The organism is Streptomyces sp. NPDC015125 (genome assembly GCF_043080045.1).
GTDB lineage: Bacteria > Actinomycetota > Actinomycetes > Streptomycetales > Streptomycetaceae > Streptomyces.
In genome coordinates, this window is record NZ_JBIBVF010000018.1 from 1 (window position 1) to 19,135 (window position 19,135).

Consider the following 19,135-nt stretch of genomic DNA (forward strand, 5'->3'; position numbering starts at 1 on the left):
AGCACATCGCCGACGACAAGCACAAGGACGTCCGGCTGGTCTCCTTCCGCCAGCTCTGCGACTGGCTCGACGCCCAGGACCCCCAGGTCCTCGCCAACCTGCGCGGGCTCGGCGTCGGGCAAAAGTTCACCGGACGCGGCTGACGGCCCCGGGAGGGGCAATGACTCCCGGCGTCAGACATTCCTCCTACGACCTGGCCGGTTTCTGCGGCACCCGCCACGGCGCTGTCTCCCGAAGAGATCGCGGACCGCGTCGGTCGCGGGTGCGTTTCCGCCCCGGATCCCTTGCTTTGCATCCCGCTGGCCTTCCTTCGTGCTCTTGCGGAACGGGCCGCCGCACTTCACTCATGCCTCGGCCCCGCCGGTGATACGGGGCGTCACCCGGTGGCGGCCAACCGCTCACGCCACCAGTCCACCGTCTCCTTGACCTGCTCGTCGACGGGCGTGGCCCGTACCGCGAAGGCGGCCTCGTAGGCACGGGAATCGACCACGAACGGGAGGTCGAACTGATAGCGGATCTCCTTCAGTTCGCGGAGCAGCGGGGAGACCAGCGATACGACGCCCAGCACGGCGGGCGGCAGCCTGCGCACGGCGACCGGTCCCGTCCCCGACTGAGCGGCGAGGCGGTCGACCATGTCCCGGGTGGACAGCGCGGGCTGTGTCGGGACGTGCCAGGCCCGCCCCCAGGCCCGTTCCTCGCCCGCGACCTCGACCAGGGCCCGGGCCACATCGGGCAGATAGCTCCAGCTGTGCGGGGCGTCCGGGTCCCCGAGCGTGGAGACCGGTTTGCCGCCCAGGAGTCGTGGCATGACCCGCGCGGCCAGGTGCCCGCCGTCGGTCACTCCGGGCCCGAAGAAGTCCGAGGCCCGCACCTCGACCGCCTTGATGCGGCCCTGCTCGTGCAGTTTCCGCGCCTGTTCCCACACGGCGGCGCGCACCCGCCCCTTGGGGCCGGTCGCCGCGAGCGGCAACTCCTCGGTCAGGGCGCCGTCCACCGGACCGTAGCCGTAGAGGTTGCCCAGCATGACCAGGACGGCCCCCGTCGCCTCGGCCGCCGCGCAGACCGACGAGGCCAGCGGCGGCCAGTCACTCGCCCAGCGCGGGTAGGGCAGCCCGGCGCAGTTGATGATCGCGGCCGCGCCCTGTGCGGACTCGCTCAGCCGCTTGCTGTCCGTCGCGTCCAACGCGATGTGCTCGATGCCCGGCTCAGGGCTTCGGCCCGACTTGGTGACGACCCGTACCGCATGCCCCTTTTCGGCCAGCAGCCGAGCGGTGGCCGCCCCGGCGGGCCCGGATCCCATCACCACATAGAGACTCATGGGCGCACATTAGCGCGAGCGTGTGTTGCCTTTTGTGGCAGGTGAGTTGGGGATGGAGTCGGCGGTGAGCCATGCGGAGTGGATGCCCATGGTTCCGTTTCTGGTCCCGGTTCTGGTTCTGGTCCCGGTTCCGTTCCGTCCGGCTTCGCGGTGGCCCGCAGGGCACAGGGCACCGGCCTCCGGAGCGGTGCGCGCCGATGCTTGATGCGGGCGGCGGAGGGCGGGCGGCGGACGGCGGACGGCGCTTATGCACGGCGCTGCGATAAATCGGCCCGCAATTAGTCTTTCTCTTCCCGTGTGGGGCGCGATTATCGTCGGTTCGTCGAGGCGGATCGGTGTTTTCCGTAGGGGTGGGAAGCCGGACGTGTGGAATACCTGGGAGCATTCGTGACGACCACACCGGAAGCGCAGCAGAGCACACCGCACATCACGCAGCACCGGGCGGCACCGGCCCGCCCGGCACCGCCCGGACGTCCCCCGCGCTGGAAGCAGACCATCCTCACCTTCGTCGGCATCTATCCGATGCTGACGGTCTTCCAGCTGATCTGGGGGAAAGACCTGGCCGCCCTTCCCCTTCCGATCCGCGTCCTGATCACCGTCGCGGTCGTCGCACCGCTCGCCACCTATGTCGTCTTTCCGGCCCTGACCAAATTGGCCGGACCGCTGATGAGGCCGGCGGCGCCGCGATCGAGGCCCACCCGCTGAGAACCGGCAACTGAGGACCGGCAACTGCCTCGCCATCACCTGGGCCGGGGCTCGCCTCCGTGCCCTGACTGCCGTGTGGCACGTCCCTCCGCACCCACCGTTCAGCCGGGCCAACTCCCGCTGTTTTCTGCAATGTTGAACCATCATGCAATTTCCGGGGTGGTTTACAGTGAGGGCGTCGCTTGAACTGTACGGGGGTCCGGTGGCAACGAAATCTTTCCACCTGAAAGCAGGGGGCACGGAAGCCCGGCCACGCCTCCATGGGCGGCTGACCTTCCCCTCGTCACCCGTGGTGGACACATGAATATCGAATTACGTCACTTCCGTTACGCCATAGCCGTCGCCGAAGAACTCAGTTTTACCCGCGCCGCCCGACGCCTTCATGTCGCCCAGTCGGCGCTGTCGGCGCGAATCAAGGAGATGGAGGCGGAGCTCGGTGTCGCACTTTTCCACCGGACCACTCGCCGGGTGGAGCTGACGGAGGCCGGCAAGCGATTCATCGCGGAGGCCGAACACTCCCTGCACCACCACGAAGAGGCGCTGCGCCAGGCCCGCGAGGCGGCGAGCAGCACCGGAGCCAGACTCAAGGTCGGATTCCAGGGGGCGGCGGCACTGGAGCTGACGCCCTTGATACTTGAGGCGTTCGAGGGCCGATGCCCCGGCGTGGAAGTCGAAATGTGCCGCTACGACTGGGACGATCCCTCGGCGGGCGTCAACGGCCAAGAGGTCGATGCGGCGTTCGTACGCCCGCCGTTCCAGGACCGCGACCTGACGATGGAGCCGTTGTTCGCCGAGCCGCGGATCGCGGCGCTGCCCCATCGCCACCGTTTCGCGGGCCGCCCGCACGTCCACATCACCGAACTGCTCGACGAGCCCTTCGTCCTGCGCCGCAGCCCCGACCGGATCTGGGTGGACTACTGGCTGTGTGCCGGATACCGGCGGCGGCCGGACATGCCGCGACTGGTGGAGGTCTCCAGTGCGGACGACGAGTTGCAGGCGGTCGCGGCCGGCCGGGCGATCAGCATCACCCCGGCCGCCGCCGCCCGCTTCTATCCGCGCTCCGGCATCGTCTACGTACCGGTGGAGGGCGTGAGCCCCAGTACCGTCGCACTCACCTGGTCGCGCAGCGCCACGAATCCGGCGGTGGCGGCTTTCGCCAAGGCCGTCCGGCAGGCCTGCCACGCCAAGCCTCACGTCCTGCAGATGATCACCGACCCGGTGATCACCGGCCCGACGGGCACAAACCCGATGGGCACGAACCCGCTGGGCACGAACCCGACGGGCACGAACCCGACGGGCACGAACCCGCTGGGCACGCACGGCGGCTGAAGCCGGCCGCGGGGGGAGAGACCACGGGGGGCGACCACGGTGCCCGGCGACCCGGCGGACGGCCCCGGTGCCGGACGAAGCGGGCCGCAAGACGAGTCACTCGTCGCGCAGATACGCCAGTACCGCGAGCACCCGGCGGTTGCCGTCATCGGGGGACAGCCCCAGCTTGGCGAAGATGTTGCCGATGTGTTTGGCCACCGCGCCCTCGCTGAGGTGCAGCGCATCGCGCACCATGGCGTTGGAGTAGCCCTGGGCCATCAGGCCGAGCACCTCCTGTTCGCGGGCGGACAGCAACTGGGACCGGTGGCGCCGGTCGCGCTCCGTCAGCAGGTGCTGGACCACTTGGGGATCGATCACCATGGCCCCCGCGGCGACACGTTCGACGGCCCGGGCGAATTCACCGAGTTCGCCGATCCGGTCCTTGAGCAGGTAACCGAGACCGGCGCTGCTCTGGCGGTGGGGCGCCCTGCCGGGGGTGAACAGCTCCTTGGCGTAAGCGTTCGCGACGTACTGGGAGAGCACCAGCACCGGCAGGTCCGGGTCGTGTGTGCGCAGCTGCACGGTGGCGCGCAGCCCGTCGTCACCGTGCCCCGGGGGCATCCGTACGTCGGTGATGACGAGGTCCGGGGAAGACTCCTGCACCGCCGTGATCAGGGAGTCGGCGTCGCCGACCGCGCGGACCACCTGGTGGCCGAATTTGTGCAGCAGCTCGACGATCCCTTCGCGGACGAGCGCCGAGTCCTCGGCTAAGACGATACGGAGTGACGGTGCCGGCACGGAATCTCCAGGCTGAGGGCGGTGGGACCACCGCAGGGGCTGGACAGCGTCAGTCTTCCATCGACCACCGCGACCCGGTCGGCCAAGCCCTGGAGCCCGCCGCCGTCCCGGAGCCCGGCGCCTCCGACGCCGTCGTCGGTGACCGTGACGGACAGCCGGCCCGCGGCCAGCCGGCCGTGCACCGTGGCGGCGGCGGCCCCGCTGTGCTTGACGACGTTGGTGAGGGCCTCGCTGATGAAGAAGTAGGCGGTGGCCTCGATTTGCGCGGGCAGCCGCCCGGTCAGCTCCACATCGACGGCGACCGGTACCCGGCAGCGGACCGCGACATCGGAAACCGCCGCGGCGACACCGTGATCGGTGAGGACCCGCGGGTGGATGCCGCGGATCAGGTCGCGCAGTTCGTCCAGCGCCTGCTTCGCCTCGTGCCGGGCCCGGGAGACCAGCTCGCCGCCCTTGCCGGCCGCCGGATCCGCGGCGCCGAGCTCCAGCTCGGCCAGGCCCAGCGTCATGACCAGCGCCACGAGGTGCTGCTGTGCCCCGTCGTGCAGATCCCGCTCGATACGGCGCCGCTCCGCCTCGAAGGCGTCGGCCATCCGGGCCCGCGAGCGGGTCAGCTCCATGACCCGGTCGGTCTGCTCGCCCTCCTTGGGGGCCAGCATCAGCCGGACGAACCAGGACTGCGCGGCCGCGGCCGCGCCCAGGGCGTACGCGGCCACCGGCAGCCCGGCGATCCCGATGCCGGTGAGCACCAGTGCCTCGGGCTGTGCGGACGTGACGGCCACCTGGACCGGGGCGACGACCAGTGCGGCCAGCAGGCCGGTCAGGGCCAGCAGGGCCAGGTTCACGAAGGAGAGCAGCACCGCGAAGACCACGGCGTAGCTGAACTCCCGCCAGGTCGCGGGCTCCCGCAGCCGGGTGGTCAGCCACGGCCCCAGCCCCGGCCGGGTGACGGTGCCGTGCGGACTGGCCGGCCGGTCCTCGTGCGGCCCTTCCAGCAGCCGCAGCCGGCGACGTTCCAGCGCGGCCAGCGGGATGCCGAGGAGTACCGAGCCCGCCAGCAGCACCAGCCCGACCCCCAGCACCGACAGCAGCAGCCCGCAGACCAGAACGCCGCCCAGCACGACCAGCGAGAGAAGCCCGACGAGGCCGGAGGAGGCGAGGTAGCCGAGCGAACGCCAAGGTGCCGCGGAGGTGAGGAAGTTGACCGGGCTCCGGGTCATGGCCCGCCAGGTGGGAGAGGATCTCACCCCGCCCACGGTAAGGCCCGTTGCAGGCCTTACCGTCGGGCCTTCGGGCCGTCGGGCCGTCGGGCCTTCGGGGGAAGACGGGCGCCGCCTCACCCCGCGCCCGTCGGCACCGGGTCCCCCGTGCCGGGCGTCTCGGTGTTCCCGGCCGGGCCGTCGGAGGAGCGCAGTCGGAGAAGGGTGGGCACCAGGGTGGCCAGGAGGGCGACCAGCAGGCAGCCCGCCAGCACCGCCCCCATCTCCTGCCAGGGCAGGGGGAATTCGGCCCGCTCGCCGGACTCGGACAACGCCCGGCGCGTGCCGAGCATCGTCACTGCGCCCGCGAGCACGCCCAGTGTCCCGCCGACCGCCACCACGGTCAGCGTCTCCCACCCGACGGTGCGCAGCACCTGCCCACGCGTCGCGCCGAGTCTGCGCATCAGTGCGATGCCCTCGGCCCGCTCCCCGGCCGCCATGACCAGGGTGTTGGCGATGGCGATGCCGGTGTAGAGCAGCGACATGCCGAGCAGCACCAGGACCAGGATGCGGCCCTCCTCGTGTGTGGCCCGGGCGCGCTGGGCCAGCCAGTCGTCCCGGTCGTGCGCGGCTGCGCCGTAGGCGTCCGCGATCTTTCCGGCGGCGGCCGTCACGGCGGCCCGGTCCGCGCCCGGCGCCAGCGACAGGTAGGCGGCGCTCGCCATCGTGTCGGGCGCGTGCCGGGCCAGCGCGTCCCGCGGGAACAGCACCGCGGGCAGGCCCGCCGACGAGCCGATCACCGCGGCGACCCTGACCCGTACCTTCGTGGCATCGGCGAGGTAGACCTCGACCTCGTCGCCCGCCTTCCAGCCCAGCTGTCCGGCGACCAGTTTCGTCACCGCCACGGCGTCGCCCCGCAGGGCGCCCAGCGAACCCCCGGCCGCGTCCAGCCGGATGGCGCCGGACAGCCGCGCCGGGTCCACTGCGCCGATGCCGCTCGCCATCACATAGCCGGCGCCGACGAGGAAGCCGCTGGTCTCGGCGACCGGTGAGGCGGCCCGTACGCCGGGGACCGAGGCCAGTTCGCGCTGCGCGGCGGCGGGCAGGCCCGCGCCGCCGTCGGCGGCGGCCACCACCACATCGGCCCTCAGGTGCGCGCGGTCGTCGGCGATGGTGGTCGCCGCACTCGCCCGGGTGACACCGATGAGGGAACCGGCGACGGCCACCGTGACCAGAATGGGTGCGGCCGCCGAGGCGGTGGTGCGCACCGCGGCGCGGGCGTTGTCACCGGCCAGCGCGCCGGTGATGCGGGTGAGCGCGGCCAGCGGCAGAGTCGCCAGCCGCACCAGCGGCGGGACGAGCAGCGGCGCGAAGGCCGCCATCGCCACGACCAGGATCTCGGTCAGCACCAGCGAGATCACCACGGCGCCGTCGCCGCCCGCCTGCGGCAGCAAGATCAGCAGCAGCACGGCCACGGCCAGGAACAGCGACCCGGTGAGCCGGCGGCCCCGCGTCATCACCCGGGTTTCCACCTCGGACTCCCGCATGCTCTCGGCCGGGCGGACCTTGGCAGCCCGGCGCGAGGCGGCGAACACACCGAGCAGCGCCACGCCGAGCCCGACGAAGAAGCTGATCAGCAGGACCGTGGGGGACACCGGGACATCGAAGTCCTCGGGCGCCATACCGAAGGAGGAGAGCACCGAGGCGAGCCACCGCCCGCCGAAGATCCCGAGGCCGCAGCCCGCGGCCGAGGCGACGACGCCCAGCACCGCCGACTCCGCCATGATCATGCGGCGTACCTGGCGCGGGGTGGCACCCACGGTGCGCAGCAGGGCCAGCTCCCTGCGGCGCCGGTCGATCGCGAAGGCGAAGGTGCCCGACACCACGAAGACCGACACGAAGCCGGCGATCACCGCCATCACGGCGAGCAGGGTGGCAACGTCCCCGAGCGCCGCGGCGCGCGAGGCAGCGGCCGGGTGGCCGCCCTTGGCCGTGCCGGTACCGGCCGTGAGGGACTTGTCCGGCAGCGCGGCGTGGATCCGGTCGGCGAGGGCCGTGGCGGAGGTGCCGGGCGCGGCGAGGACGGCCACCGCGTCGGCCCGGTCCGGGTCGGCCGACAGCCGCTGTGCGGTGTCGTCGGCGAAGAAGACGGTGGCCTCGCCGGGCACCCCGTCCTTGCCGGGCGGCGCCGCGATACCGGCGACGGTCATCCGCTGCCGGCCGCGCGGGGTCACCACGGCCACCGTGTCGCCGACGGCAGTCCCGGTGCGCCCGGCGAGTGCGGCGGCGAGCACCACCTGGTCATCGCCGGTGGGCGGGTGGCCGCGGGTGAGGCGGAAGGGCGTGAGCGCGGCGCTCGACCAGCCGTGGCCGACCGGACGGTCCGACGCATCGTTGGCGTGGCCGGTCACCACCCGGGCGGGCAGCGAACGGTCGAGGACGGCCCGCCGCACACCGGGCACCGCTCGGACCGCGGCGGCGGTCCGCCGCGCGCCGCCCAGGCGGTGCGGGGAGGTGGCGGTCAGGCGCTGGTCGTACGCACCACCCCCGCTGCCGAAGCCGACGGTGACGGACTGACCGGCCCGCACCACCACCGCCGCCGCGTCGTAGCGCCCGGGACCGCCGGGCTTCGACGTGGCCCGGGTGGCGTCGAGGACCTGTCCGGTACCGGCGATCAGCGCGACGCCGAGCGAGAGCGCAAGGAAGGTGCCGGCGAACAGCGCCCACCGGGCGCGCAGGGTCGACAGTGCGAGGGACACCATGGTCAGCCGCCCAGCCGTGCCAGGTGCTCGCTCACCGCGGCCACCGTCGGGCCCGCCAGTTCGCCGTGCACCGCACCGTCGGACAGGAAGAGCACCCGGTCCGCCCAGGAGGCGGCGACCGGGTCGTGGGTGACCATGACCACCGTCTGCCCGGCGTGGTCCACCACGGACCGCAGCAGGCCCAGCACCTCACGGCCGGTGTGGGTGTCCAGGGCGCCGGTCGGCTCGTCGGCGAACAGCACCTCGGGCCGGCTGATCAGGGCTCGGGCGATGGCCACCCGCTGCTGCTGGCCGCCGGACAGCTCCGCCGGCCGGTGGCCGCCCCGGTCGCCCAGGCCCACCTGCCGGAGCGCGGCGTCCACCCGTGCGCGGTCCGGGCGCTGCCCGGCCAGCCGCATCGGCAGCGCCACGTTCTTGCGCGCGCTCAGCGACGGCATGAGGTTGAAGGACTGGAAGACGAAACCGATCCGCTCCCGGCGCAGCTTGGTCAGCTCCGTCTCGGTCAGCGCGCTGATGTCGGTGCCGCCGAGGAACACCCGGCCCGAGGTGGGGCGGTCCAGGCCCGCCGCGCACTGGAGCAGGGTGCTCTTGCCCGAGCCCGACGGGCCCATCACCGCGGTGAACGACCCGCGGGCGAAGGCGCAGTGCACACCGCGCAGGGCGGGTACCCGGCGCTCGCCGCGGCCGTACAGCCTGGCCACCGCACTGAGTGTCACGGCCTGCTCGCCGCCGGCTCCGGTGACGGACACTTTTCCTCCTCGGCCTCGGGCCCGCGGACGGTCGCGTCCACGGCGTGCCCTCCAGCCAAGCGGGCCGGGGCCGTACCGCGCACGGGCGTCACATCCCGTCTTCCGGGTGGAGGAAACTCCACCTCCCGGTGGGCCCGGGACGGGTCCGGTGCCGGGGACGGGGCCCGGAGCGGCTGTGCGCCTGGGCGGCAGGGCGGCTGTCCCCCCGGGCGGCGGGCGATTACCCGCGCCCTTCCAACTCCTGCTTCAGCGCGTCCATTTCGGTGTCGATGAGTGCACTCTGCTGGTCGAAGTAGGCGTCACTGAAGCCCGGCGGCTGGAAGAGCGTGAGGAGGAATTCGCTCCCCTCGCCGTTGGGCACGACGCGGGCCGGCACGGTCCAGGACGCCTCTCGGTCGACGTAGTCGTGGTCGAGCAGTCCCGCCTCGGCATTGCCCCGGATGCGCAGGCGGGCCGTGCCACGCGGGGTGTCCATCAGCCACCACTCGGGATCGGCGGTCGGCTCGATGGCCTGGATGTTGACGACGGCCCACCGGGGCCAGTTGGCGGGGTCGGCGAGGAACGCAAAGACCTCGGCAGGCGGACGGGCGAGGGAGACGGTCTTGGTGACCGAGCGGGCGGTGTGGAGTTCCGTGCTCATTTTTCTGCCTTTCCAGGTGGCACTTGCTGTGGGCCGGGCCCGCCACCGGCGTCGACGAGCTCGCGGATCCAGCTCTGCAGCCGGTCCCGCTGGGCAGGGTCCAGTGCGCCGAAGAAGTGGGCCTCGTTGCGGTCGGCGATCTCCACCAGCCGGGGCACCAGGTCCCGGCCGGCGGGGGTGAGAACCAGGCGCAGGCTCCGGCGGGAGGCCGGGTCGGGTTCGCGGGCCATCAGGCCCTTGGCGACGAGGCGGTCCACCAGGCGGGAGACCGCTCCCGCGTCGATGTTGATGTAGCGGGCCGCTTCCCGCGCCGTCGAGGCGTCACCGCGATGGACGGTGACGAGCACCGTCCATTGCGCCACGGTGACGTCATGGTCGGCGAGCGCCCGCTCGAAGCGGCCGTGCACTTCGTCGGACAGACGTCGCAGCCAATAGCCGAGATGGTCACGAAGACCGTTGGATGAGGTCACCACTCCAGAATGAATGTCGCGACATCTGTTGTCAAGACATCAATCGCGCATCGCTCCCCCATCGAGGGCTGGACGGGAATCGAGGCTTCCGCTTCCAGCGGCGCATCACGGGATTCGTCGACACATGTCCGGAGCACGGAGGGCCATCGGTGAGGAATCTGCACCGAAGCGTCACATGGCCTTCGCTTCGCCCTCGGGGGGTGCCGTTAGCGTTACAGCCCGCTCGATCCCGCGTGCGAACTTGATCAGGTCGCCGGCGTCCTTGGCGGCGCAGTCAGCACAGAAAGATCGAAGATGGACTACTGCTCGTCGTGCCGCCGGAGTCTCAACGGGGCACTCGTCTGCCCGGGATGCGGCGATTACGCCCCGGACATAGCACCGCCCTCCCAGCGGCGCCGGCAGCGCGCGAAGGCCGCTGCCGCGATGTGGGAGGCGTGGCGTGCGGAGGAAGCCCCCGGCCTCGGCGCCCCTCCGCGCGCTCGGCAGCACGGCACGGAGCCGTCCGCCGCCGCGCCGTCCGATGCCGGCCCGTCCGGTGCCACGCCGTTCGATGCCGCGCCGTTCGACAGCGGTGCCTTCGACAGCAGCGCCTTCGACAGCGGTGCCTTCGACGACGATGAGGTGCGGGCGGGTGCTGCGGAGGGTGATGCGTCCGGCAGTACCGGAGTCGCCGCTGCTACCGGCCAGGGCCGGGCGGCCCGGCGTCGGCAGCTGGCGCGCTGGAAGAAGCACCGGCGCCGGGCCGCGGCCGCCACGGCCTTCGCCCTCGTCGGCGGTGGCCTGACCTACTCGCTGCTGCAGAACAAGCCGTCCGCCGGCCATGCGCAGGCGTCCTCGGCGCCGGAGCCCGGGAGCGTGGGCACCCCCCGGACGGAATCCGCCGCCTCGTCGTCGGAGCAGCCGGACACCGAGGCTTCCCGGCCCCCCGCCACACACCCGCACAAGACGGCCGACCGGCAGCAGAGCACCCCCGCCGCCGCGCCGTCCGCGGCCACGACGGTCCGGCAGCAGCACTCCGCCACCCCGGCGCACCTCCACGCCACGCCGAGCGCGGCGCCGCACACCTCGACGCCCACCGCGGCCGGCAAGTCGTCCGCCGGCCACTCCGGCGCCGCGGCACCGACGACGACCGCCGCCCCCGCTCCCACCGGGCACTCGTCCGGCACCGGCACCTCACCGACGCATACGGCGCCGCCCACCTCGACCGCGCCGAGCAGCCCGACCACTCCGGCGGCCGAGCCGACATCACCGGGGCATGTGTGCGTGCTGGGACTCGTCTGCGTCAACTGACGGTCACCTGACGGCTCCGCCGCGGGCATTGCAGCACCGCCCGCTATTCCGCTGACCGCACCGCGCACACCGGGCGTACCCGCAGCACCCATGCGCCGGGGACCAGCACTCCCAGCACCCCCAACCCGGCGCACCCCGCCGCCACCTGGGCCAGCGCTCCCCAGGGCAGGGCGGCGGGTGCCATCGTCAGGTACGGCGCGATCCGGGCCGACAGGCCGGCGAGGAAGACCGTGCTCACCAGTGCTGCCACCAGCAGTCCGCTGAGCACCACGACGACCGATTCCCACCCCAGCATGCGCAGCAGTTGGGCCTTTGTGCTGCCGGCCAGCCGCAGCGCCGCGAACTCCTGGCGGCGCTGCCGGGTGGCCAGGAGGAGGGTGTTGAGGATGCCCACGGCCGTGTAGACGAGCAAGGGGGTCATGAGGATGCGCATGCCGACGGCGTTGTTCTGCTGCTGAACGGCGGTCTGTGTGGTGTCCGCCGCCTGGGACACGGCGTTGCCGCACAGCAGCATGGTGCACAGCCCCGCCGCCAGCAGTACCGGACCGGCCATGGCGGCCACCCGCCGTCCCGCGGCCCCGCTGTTCGCCGCCGCCAGACGCCCCGTACAGCGGGAGAGCAGCCGCCCCGGCAGCGCGCTGAGGAACGCCACCGGGCGCACCACGAGCGGGAGCAGCAGCCACGCCGCGATGAGCAGCATCAGGCACAGTGCCATCGCTCCGTTGACCGCCTCGTGCGCACCGTTCTTGCGGCCGTAGTGGTCCCATGCCGCCCAGGCGAGGGCCAGGGTGGCCACTGCCGCGACGGTGCGTCCGACCGGGAAGGTCCGCCGCTCCACCGTCGCGTCGCGTACGGCGTCGATCGGGGACGTGCGCAGGGGGCCGCGCACCGCGGCCAGTGCGGCCGGTACGGCGATCACCACCGTGGACAGCACGCCGACGGCGAAGCCGGTGGGTGAGAAGCCGGCCTGCGGTCCGGACGGCAGGACGCCGTGGCCGATGAGCCACTGCAGGGCGGTGCCGGCAGCGGCACTTCCGGCCACCCCGCCCGCCGTACCACCCAGCAGGGCCACCACCGCGGCCTCACCCACGATCTGGGCCCTGATCTGCGATGCGGTCGCCCCGACGACCCGCAGCGTGCCGATTTCCACCCGGCGTTGTTGCGCCACGAGAGCCAGGGTGTTGGCCACGAGCAGCATGGCGGCAAAGCCGGACGTGCCACCGACCAGGCCGAGCAGGGACTGAGCGGCCCGCTCGGCGCCGTGGCCGGGGTCGGTGCGATGGACACGGTCGAGGACGGATGCCAGCAGGGTCAGCAGCCCCGCGCTCATGAAGGAGACGAGAACGACGCCCGCATACTGCCCCAGGCGGGTGCGAACAGAGGCAAGAACGAGTGTGAGCACGGCTGTTCACGCTCCCAGGGCGGCCAGGCGGGCCGCGATCGCGTCCGCTGTCGTGCCGGGTGCGGCCAGCCGCTCCCGCAACCGCCCGTCGGCGATCAGGAGCACCTCGTCGGCCCATGCCGCGGCCTGGGGGTCGTGGGTCACCATGACGACCGTGGCGCCCAGGTCGTCGACGGCACCGCGCAGAAGGGCGAGCACCTCGCGGCCGGCGGCCCGGTCCAGCGCGCCCGTCGGTTCGTCGGCGAAGACCACCTCGGGACGGGTGATCAGCGCACGGGCAAGGGCGAGGCGCTGCCGCTGACCGCCCGAGAGCTCACCGGGCCGGTGGCGGCGGCGGTCGTGCAGGCCCACGCGCGCCAGCAGTTCGCCCAGCCATGGCGCATCCGGCCGGCGGCCCGCCAGACGCAGCGGGAGCTCGACGTTGGCGGTGACATCGAGCGCGGGAACGAGATGGAAGTCCTGGAAGACGAAGCCGACGTGATCGCGGCGCAGCAGCGTCAACTGCCGGTCGGAGAGCTTGCTCAGATCACGCCCGCCGAGTTCGACGGTGCCCGCGGTGGGGCGCTCCAGCCCGGCTGCGCAATGCATGAGCGTCGACTTGCCCGAGCCGGAGGGGCCCATGACGGCGGTGAAGGTGCCGGCGGGGAAGCCGTGGTCGATGCTCTCCAGCGCGGTGACCGCGCCCGCCCCCTTGCCGTGCACCTTGCGTAAGGAGCGTAAGTGGACCGCCATGCGTTCGCCGGTCATGGGCCAGGAATCGGTGGTGGGTGGCAGTGTCGTGTGCATTCCCCCATCCAATCCCCGACGAGGATGATTTTCAGGGGAATGTGGCGGTGGACGGCGTATGTCGTGCGGCGAAGTGGCTTTGCGGCGGCCGGAGCCGCCCCGGCACCGCACGGCCGGCGCCGCCCCGGCACCGCGCCTCCCGCTACCCGCGGGCGTGCTGGTCTGCGCGCTTCCGTGCCCGGCGGTGCGGGGTGCGGAGGTGCTCCGGCGGCTTCGGGGTGTCCGTCGTGCCGGCTGGGGCGGCGAGGCGGCCGGCCGACGGCGGGCGGGTACGGGACTTGAGTACCTGGGCGCCGATCGCGAGGGTGACGCCCAGGAGCAGGACGTAGAACACGCCGATCTTGCGGAGGTCGTCGAGGAAGAACCAGACGGCGGTCAGGGCGGTGAACCAGAAGGCCACGAGCGCGAATCCGCCCGGGCCTTCGTCCTTGTAGCCGGCGGCCAGGCACAGTGCGGCGACGAGGGCCAGGACCAGGGCGATGATGACGTAGCGGGTTTCCCAGCCGATGGCGCCGCGGGCGAGTTCGGACCATGCGGCCACGGCTTCCGCCACCGGGCCCCAGGACACCGCACAGGCGAGCCGTGCCGACCAGAGCAGGAACACCGCCCCGGCGACGGCGGCGAGCAGCGCGACCTGGTTGAACCGGCCGGTCTCGATCATGTCCGTCCGGGATATCACCAGGGAGAGGAAGCAGCCGAGCAGGGCGACCGCGCCTTCGGCCGTCGGCCGGAAAACCACGCGCGCCGGTCTGCGGCGGGCGGGCTGTTGTGGTGCCGCCTCCCGTCCGCTGCCGCTGCCGGGGAGTGCGGCGGAGGAACCGGAGAGTGCGGCGGAGGCGTCGGCCGCCGGGGCGGGTTCCCCGCTGGCGTGGCCGGGTGCGGCGTGGCCGGGTGCGAGGTGGCCGAATGCGGCGTGGCCGGGTGCGAGGTGGCCGAGTGGAGCGTGGCCGGGGGCGGCGGGGTCGAATGCGGTGGGGGTGCGGACCGGGGTGCGGGCGGGGGGAGTCGGTGTGGAGGACCGGGCGGCTTCGCCGAGTGCCTCGTGCATCGTGGACGCGCTCGCGAAGCGGTTTTCCCGGCCCTTGTGCAGCGCGCGGACGATCACCGCGTCCACGGCGGGCGGCAGTTCGGGGCGGAGCCGGGAGGGCGGCACCGGTTCCGCGGCCAGATGCTGGTGCATCACGGAGAACGGGGAATCCCCGGTGTACGGGGGATTCCCCGTCAGCAGCTCGTAGAGCAGACAGCCCACGGCGTAGAGGTCCGTACGGTGATCGGTCTCGCCGCCGTTGATCTGCTCCGGGGCCAGATAGGCCGGGGTGCCGACCGCCACGCCCGTGCCGGTCAGGCGGGTGGCCGCCTCGCTGAGCGCCTTGGCGATGCCGAAGTCGACGACCTTGGCCTTGCCCGAGCCGGTGAGCATGACATTCGCGGGCTTGATGTCCCGGTGCACGATGGCGTGCCGGTGGCTGTGCTCCAGGGCGTCCAGCACCTGGCCGGTGATGTCGACCGCCTGGGCCACCGGCAGCGCGCCGTCCTTCAGGACCTGGCTGAGGGTCCTGCCCTCCACGTACTCCATGACCAGGTAGGGCTCGGCGGCACCGCCGCTCGCGTCCTCCCCCACGTCGTGAACGGTGGCCACCCCCGGGTGGTTGAGCGCGGCGGCGGCATGCGCCTCGCGCTGGAACCGGATGAGGAACTCGGGCTGCAGCGCCAGCTCGGCGGAGAGGGTCTTCACGGCGACGGTACGGCGCAACCGGTGGTCGACGGCCCGGTACACCGTTCCCATCCCGCCGTGCCCGAGCTGCTCCACCAGCTCGTACCGCTGGCCCAACATCCTGTGTTCCACCGGGTTCCTCCAGGGACCGTCTACGCCAACACGTACGCGGAAAGACGTACAGGAGTGCGAGCGGGTTCCTCCGTGTGCGGCAGCGCGCCCCGGCCGGTCCCTCCGAGTACGGCAGGCGCGCCCCGGCCGGGTGCCTCCGAGTACGGCAGGCGCGCCCCGGCCGGGTGCCTCCGAGTACGGCAGGCGCGCCTCCGCCGGGCTGCTGCGGTACGTGCCCTGGACGTGTCCTGCACATGCCCTGTACGTGGGCGGAGGTGCGGCCCGGCCGGCTGCTCCGGGTGGCGGCAGGGCGGCTCGGCAGGGCGCCTCGGCAGGGCTACTCCTCGTCCCAGGTGACGGGGAGCCGGTGCACCCCGTAGATGTTCATCCGGTGCCGCAGGGGCACTTCCTCCGGCGGGACGGCCAGCCGCAGCGTCGGGAAGCGGGTGAGGAGCGCGGGAAGGGCGACCCGCATCTCGACGCGGGCCAGCTGCTGGCCCAGGCACTGGTGGATGCCGTGGCCGAAGGCCAGATGCCCGGTGGCCTTGCGGTGCAGGTCGAGGGTGTCGGGGTCGGGGAACCGTTCCGGGTCGCGGTTGGCGGCCTCGATCGAGAGGGTGACCGTCTCGCCCGCCTTGATCAGTTGACCCTCCAGCTCGACGTCCGCCAGCGCCGACCGCGCCCCGGTGTGGGCGATGCTCAGGTAACGCAACAGCTCGTCGACCGCCTGATCGGCGAGGCCCGGATCGGAACGCAGGGCGGCGAGTTGGTGTGGGTGGGACAGCAGCGCGAAGGTGCCGTGCGCGAGCATATTGGCGGTGGTGTCGAGACCGGCGGCGAGCAGGAAGCCCCCGATGCCGGCGAGTTCTTCATCGGTCAGATCGGTGGTGGTGAGATCGCTGAGCAGGTCGTCGGTGGGTTCGGCGCGCTTGGCCGACACCAGCTCGGCCAGGATTTCCTGGAGCGCGGCCGTGGCGGCGACCACCTCGTCCATGGTGGCGCCCTGGGTCATCACCGTTTCCGTATGACGCTGGAAGACCTCCCGTCCCTCGTAGGGGACACCGAGGAGTTCGCAGATCATCAGCGCGGGGAGCGGCTTTGCGTACGCCTCGACCAGGTCCGCCGTCGGCCCTTGGCGCTCCATGGCGTCCAGGTGCTCGGTGGCGATCTCCTCGAAGCGGGCGGTGAGTCGGCGCATCCGGCGGACGGTGAACTTGCCCATGAGCAGCCGTCGGTAGCGGGTGTGCTCGGGAGCGTCGAGCCCGGTGAGGTCACCGACCGGTGCCGGGGGCAGTTCGCCGGTGTAGCCGCCCTCGAACGGGTAGTGCATCAGCTCGTAGCGTGAGCTGAAGCGGGGGTCGGCGTGTATCGCACGGACCGCGGAGTAGCCGGTGGCCAGCCAACCCACGTGCCCGTCGGGGTAACGCATCCTGGTGAGCGGACGCTCCGCGCGCAGTGCCGCCAGTTCGGCGGGCGGATCGAAGGGGCAGCCGGCGGAACGGGCCGTCGGCAGCGTCACGGGGGCGGAGCGAGGCGTTGCTTCCCGCGCCGCCCTCTCGGACGCCGCCTGCTCGGACGCCGCCTGCTCGGGCTCCGCCTGCTCGGACCCTGCGTTCTCGGACGTCGACTTCTCGGGCAAGGGGGCCTCGCCCGCTTGAGGGGAACCGGGAGTGAGGGGAGATACCGGCGGTTCGGGGTGCAGGGGCATAGCTGTCCTCCGATGCGGAGTGCGGAGCACACCGTGGTGTGCGGTGAAGGGTGAGGTGCCGTGGACGGCTGTGGTCCCGTGGACGGGTGAGGTCCCGTGGACGGGACGCGGCTGGACGCGGGACGCGGCGGGAACGCGGCTGCCATGAGTCCGGGCGCGGCGGCGGGTGCCGATCGCGGGGGACCGGGCGGGGCCCGGGTGTGCAGGGACGGGGCCCGGGTGTGCAGGGGCCCGGGCGCGCGGGGGCCAGGTGCAGGGGGCCAGGTGCAGGAGGGCGGCGGGTGCCGGGCGCGGGGCCGCGTCTAGCGCGTGGCGCCCCGCCGGAAGGCGGCCCGCGCCCACAGGTAGCCGGCCAGGCTGAGCGCAACGCCCCACGCCAGGGCGATGACGCCGTTGGTGCCGATCTCCGTGCCCAGCAGGAGGCCGCGGAGCGTCTCGTTGAGCGGGGTGAAGGGCTGGTATTCGGCGAACCAGCGCAGCCCGGCCGGCATGGAATCGGGGGTGACGAAGGCGCTGCCGAGGAAGGGCAGGAAGGTGAGCGGCATGGGAGCGTTGCTCGCGGACTCGACGGTTTTGGCCACCATGCCCATCGCGGCCGCCAGCCAGGTGAGCGCGAAGGCGAGCAGGGCAAGGAGGCCGAGGGCGGCGAGCCACCTGACGGGAGTGGCATCCGGCCGGAAACCCACCGCCAGTGCGACGGCTATGACCAGGACGAGGCTGAGCATGGTCTGGATGACGCTGCCGACCACATGGCCCGTCAGCACGGAGGCGCGGGAGATCGCCATGGTGCGGAAGCGGTTGATGATGCCTTCGGTCATATCGATGGAGACCGACACGGCCGTGGAGATGGCACCGGAGGTCACCGCCATCAGGATGATGCCCGGAACGACGTAGTTGACGTACGCACCGCGGCCGTTCGCCGCACCCGGCAGTCCGATGCCGTTGCCCAGCGCACCGCCGAAGACATAGACGAAGAGCAGCAGCATCACGATCGGCATGGCGACGACCGAGAGCGTCAGGGACGGATAGCGCCGTGCGCGCTTGAGGTTGCGGCGCAGCATCGTCATCGAGTCGCGCATCGCGTACGGGAGAGTGCTCATCGGGCTTCCCCCTCAAGGGAGTCTGCTGTGGTGCCGGACTGCGGGGCCCGGCCCGTGAGGGTGAGGAAGACCTCGTCGAGGTCAGGGGTGTGCACGGTGAGCGCCTCGGCTTCCACCGACGCGCGGTCGAGGGTGTCGAGGACGGTGCGCAGGGCGGGGATGCTGCCGTCGCCGGGGATGTGCAGGGTGAGCGCTTCGTCGTCGCGGGCGGCCGAGGTGAAGAGGGCGGCGGCCGATGCCAGACGGTCCGCGTCGGCAAGCTTGAGGCGGATATGGCTGCCGGGGATCTGCCGTTTCAGCTCTTCCGCGGTGCCTTCGGCGACCAGCTTGCCGTGGTCCAGGACGGCGATACGGTCGGCGAGTTGGTCGGCCTCCTCCAGGTACTGGGTCGTCAGGAAGACGGTGACGCCGTCCTCGGCGACCAGACTGCGGATGATCTCCCACATGGTGCGCCGGCTGCGCGGATCGAGGCCGGTGGTCGGCTCGTCGAGGAAGATCAGGCGCGGATCGCCGACCAGGGTCATCGCGAGATCGAGCTTGCGCCGCATACCGCCCGAGAAGGTGGCGACGGGCCTGGCGGCCGACTCGGTCAGCTCGAAGCGCTGCAGGAGTTCGGCGGCGCGCCGACGGCCTTCGCGGCGGCTTTGATGGTGCAGGTCCGCCATGAGGAGCAGGTTCTCCCGGGCGTTGAGCAGGTTGTCCACCGCCGAGAACTGGCCGGTGACGCCGATGGCCGCGCGTACGGCGTCGGCCTCGCGGACCAGATCACGGCCCGCGACCTGTGCCTGGCCGGCGCTTGCCGGGATGAGGGTGGAGAGGATCTGGACGGTGGTGGTTTTGCCCGCGCCGTTGGGCCCGAGCAGGGCGAACACCGTGCCTTCGGGGATGTGCAGGTCGATGCCGTCGAGGACGACCTTGTCGCCGTAGGACTTGGCTAATCCGCGTGCGGCGATCGCCGGTGGGCGGAGCGCCGGTGGGCGGGGCGCCGGTGGGCGGGGCGATCTTTCCATGGTCATGACAGTTCTCTCCGGGTTCTGCGATGCGGTGGGCCGGGAGCGGCCGGTGGCCGGTGGCC

At 72.4% G+C, this 19,135-nt stretch carries 16 protein-coding genes; 3 read left to right on the forward strand and 13 right to left on the reverse strand.

Features of this window, described 5'->3' with window-relative positions; all coding sequences use genetic code 11:
• Positions 1-376 precede the first annotated feature (376 nt).
• Positions 377-1,318: an NAD-dependent epimerase/dehydratase family protein gene (locus ACF088_RS29070; RefSeq protein ID WP_392378826.1), complete on the reverse strand. Its 942-nt coding sequence runs from the start codon at positions 1,316-1,318 to the stop codon at positions 377-379.
• A 387-nt stretch (positions 1,319-1,705) separates the two neighbouring features.
• On the opposite strand from ACF088_RS29070, the gene ACF088_RS29075 reads away from it, so the two are divergent.
• Both ACF088_RS29075 and ACF088_RS29080 read left to right on the forward strand, forming a co-directional pair.
• Entirely contained in the window at positions 1,706-2,023 is a 318-nt protein-coding gene (locus ACF088_RS29075; RefSeq protein WP_392378827.1) for a hypothetical protein, read from the forward strand.
• A gap of 300 nt (positions 2,024-2,323) precedes the next feature.
• Positions 2,324-3,352 carry a LysR family transcriptional regulator gene (locus ACF088_RS29080; RefSeq protein ID WP_392378828.1) on the forward strand — a complete coding sequence of 343 codons (1,029 nt, stop codon included), beginning with the start codon at positions 2,324-2,326 and terminating at the stop codon, positions 3,350-3,352.
• Between the two features lie 96 nt (positions 3,353-3,448).
• Here the strand turns inward: ACF088_RS29080 and ACF088_RS29085 are convergent, their stop codons facing one another.
• From ACF088_RS29085 to ACF088_RS29110, 6 genes are all read right to left on the reverse strand, one after another.
• A complete protein-coding gene (locus ACF088_RS29085) occupies positions 3,449-4,129 on the reverse strand; it encodes a response regulator (protein WP_392378829.1) in 681 nt (226 codons plus the stop codon).
• Entirely contained in the window at positions 4,099-5,376 is a 1,278-nt protein-coding gene (locus ACF088_RS29090; RefSeq protein WP_392378830.1) for a sensor histidine kinase, read from the reverse strand. Before ACF088_RS29090 ends, ACF088_RS29085 begins: the two co-directional genes overlap by 31 nt.
• An 89-nt stretch (positions 5,377-5,465) precedes the next feature.
• The gene (locus ACF088_RS29095; RefSeq protein WP_392378831.1) at positions 5,466-8,090 is read right to left on the reverse strand and encodes an ABC transporter permease; all 2,625 of its coding nucleotides are present in this window, start codon (positions 8,088-8,090) and stop codon (positions 5,466-5,468) included.
• A 2-nt stretch (positions 8,091-8,092) separates the two neighbouring features.
• Entirely contained in the window at positions 8,093-8,839 is a 747-nt protein-coding gene (locus tag ACF088_RS29100) for an ABC transporter ATP-binding protein (protein ID WP_392378832.1), read from the reverse strand.
• Between the two features lie 220 nt (positions 8,840-9,059).
• Positions 9,060-9,479, reverse strand: coding sequence for an SRPBCC family protein (locus ACF088_RS29105; protein ID WP_392378833.1), 420 nt, complete (start codon positions 9,477-9,479; stop codon positions 9,060-9,062).
• A complete protein-coding gene (locus tag ACF088_RS29110; RefSeq protein ID WP_392378834.1) occupies positions 9,476-9,949 on the reverse strand; it encodes a MarR family winged helix-turn-helix transcriptional regulator in 474 nt (157 codons plus the stop codon). Before ACF088_RS29110 ends, ACF088_RS29105 begins: the two co-directional genes overlap by 4 nt.
• Positions 9,950-10,243: 294 nt before the next feature.
• On the opposite strand from ACF088_RS29110, the gene ACF088_RS29115 reads away from it, so the two are divergent.
• Positions 10,244-11,239, forward strand: a complete 996-nt coding sequence (locus tag ACF088_RS29115; RefSeq protein ID WP_392378835.1) for a hypothetical protein — start codon at positions 10,244-10,246, stop codon at positions 11,237-11,239.
• Between the two features lie 43 nt (positions 11,240-11,282).
• Here the strand turns inward: ACF088_RS29115 and ACF088_RS29120 are convergent, their stop codons facing one another.
• From ACF088_RS29120 to ACF088_RS29145, 6 genes are all read right to left on the reverse strand, one after another.
• Positions 11,283-12,641 (reverse strand): FtsX-like permease family protein, encoded by a 1,359-nt coding sequence (locus ACF088_RS29120; RefSeq protein ID WP_392378836.1) that lies wholly within the window; start codon positions 12,639-12,641, stop codon positions 11,283-11,285.
• A gap of 6 nt (positions 12,642-12,647) precedes the next feature.
• Complete coding sequence (locus ACF088_RS29125; protein ID WP_392378837.1) at positions 12,648-13,427, reverse strand: ABC transporter ATP-binding protein; 780 nt, start codon at positions 13,425-13,427, stop codon at positions 12,648-12,650.
• 142 nt (positions 13,428-13,569) lie between these two features.
• On the reverse strand, positions 13,570-15,273 hold the full coding sequence (locus ACF088_RS29130; RefSeq protein ID WP_392378838.1) for a protein kinase: 1,704 nt from the start codon (positions 15,271-15,273) through the stop codon (positions 13,570-13,572).
• Positions 15,274-15,589: 316 nt separating this feature from the next.
• Positions 15,590-16,771, reverse strand: coding sequence for a cytochrome P450 (locus tag ACF088_RS29135; RefSeq protein WP_392378995.1), 1,182 nt, complete (start codon positions 16,769-16,771; stop codon positions 15,590-15,592).
• Positions 16,772-17,262: 491 nt separating this feature from the next.
• Positions 17,263-18,060, reverse strand: a complete 798-nt coding sequence (locus tag ACF088_RS29140) for an ABC transporter permease (protein ID WP_392378839.1) — start codon at positions 18,058-18,060, stop codon at positions 17,263-17,265.
• Positions 18,057-19,070, reverse strand: coding sequence for an ATP-binding cassette domain-containing protein (locus ACF088_RS29145; RefSeq protein WP_392378840.1), 1,014 nt, complete (start codon positions 19,068-19,070; stop codon positions 18,057-18,059). The genes ACF088_RS29140 and ACF088_RS29145 overlap by 4 nt, the downstream gene beginning before the upstream one ends.
• Between the last annotated feature and the right edge of the window lie 65 nt (positions 19,071-19,135).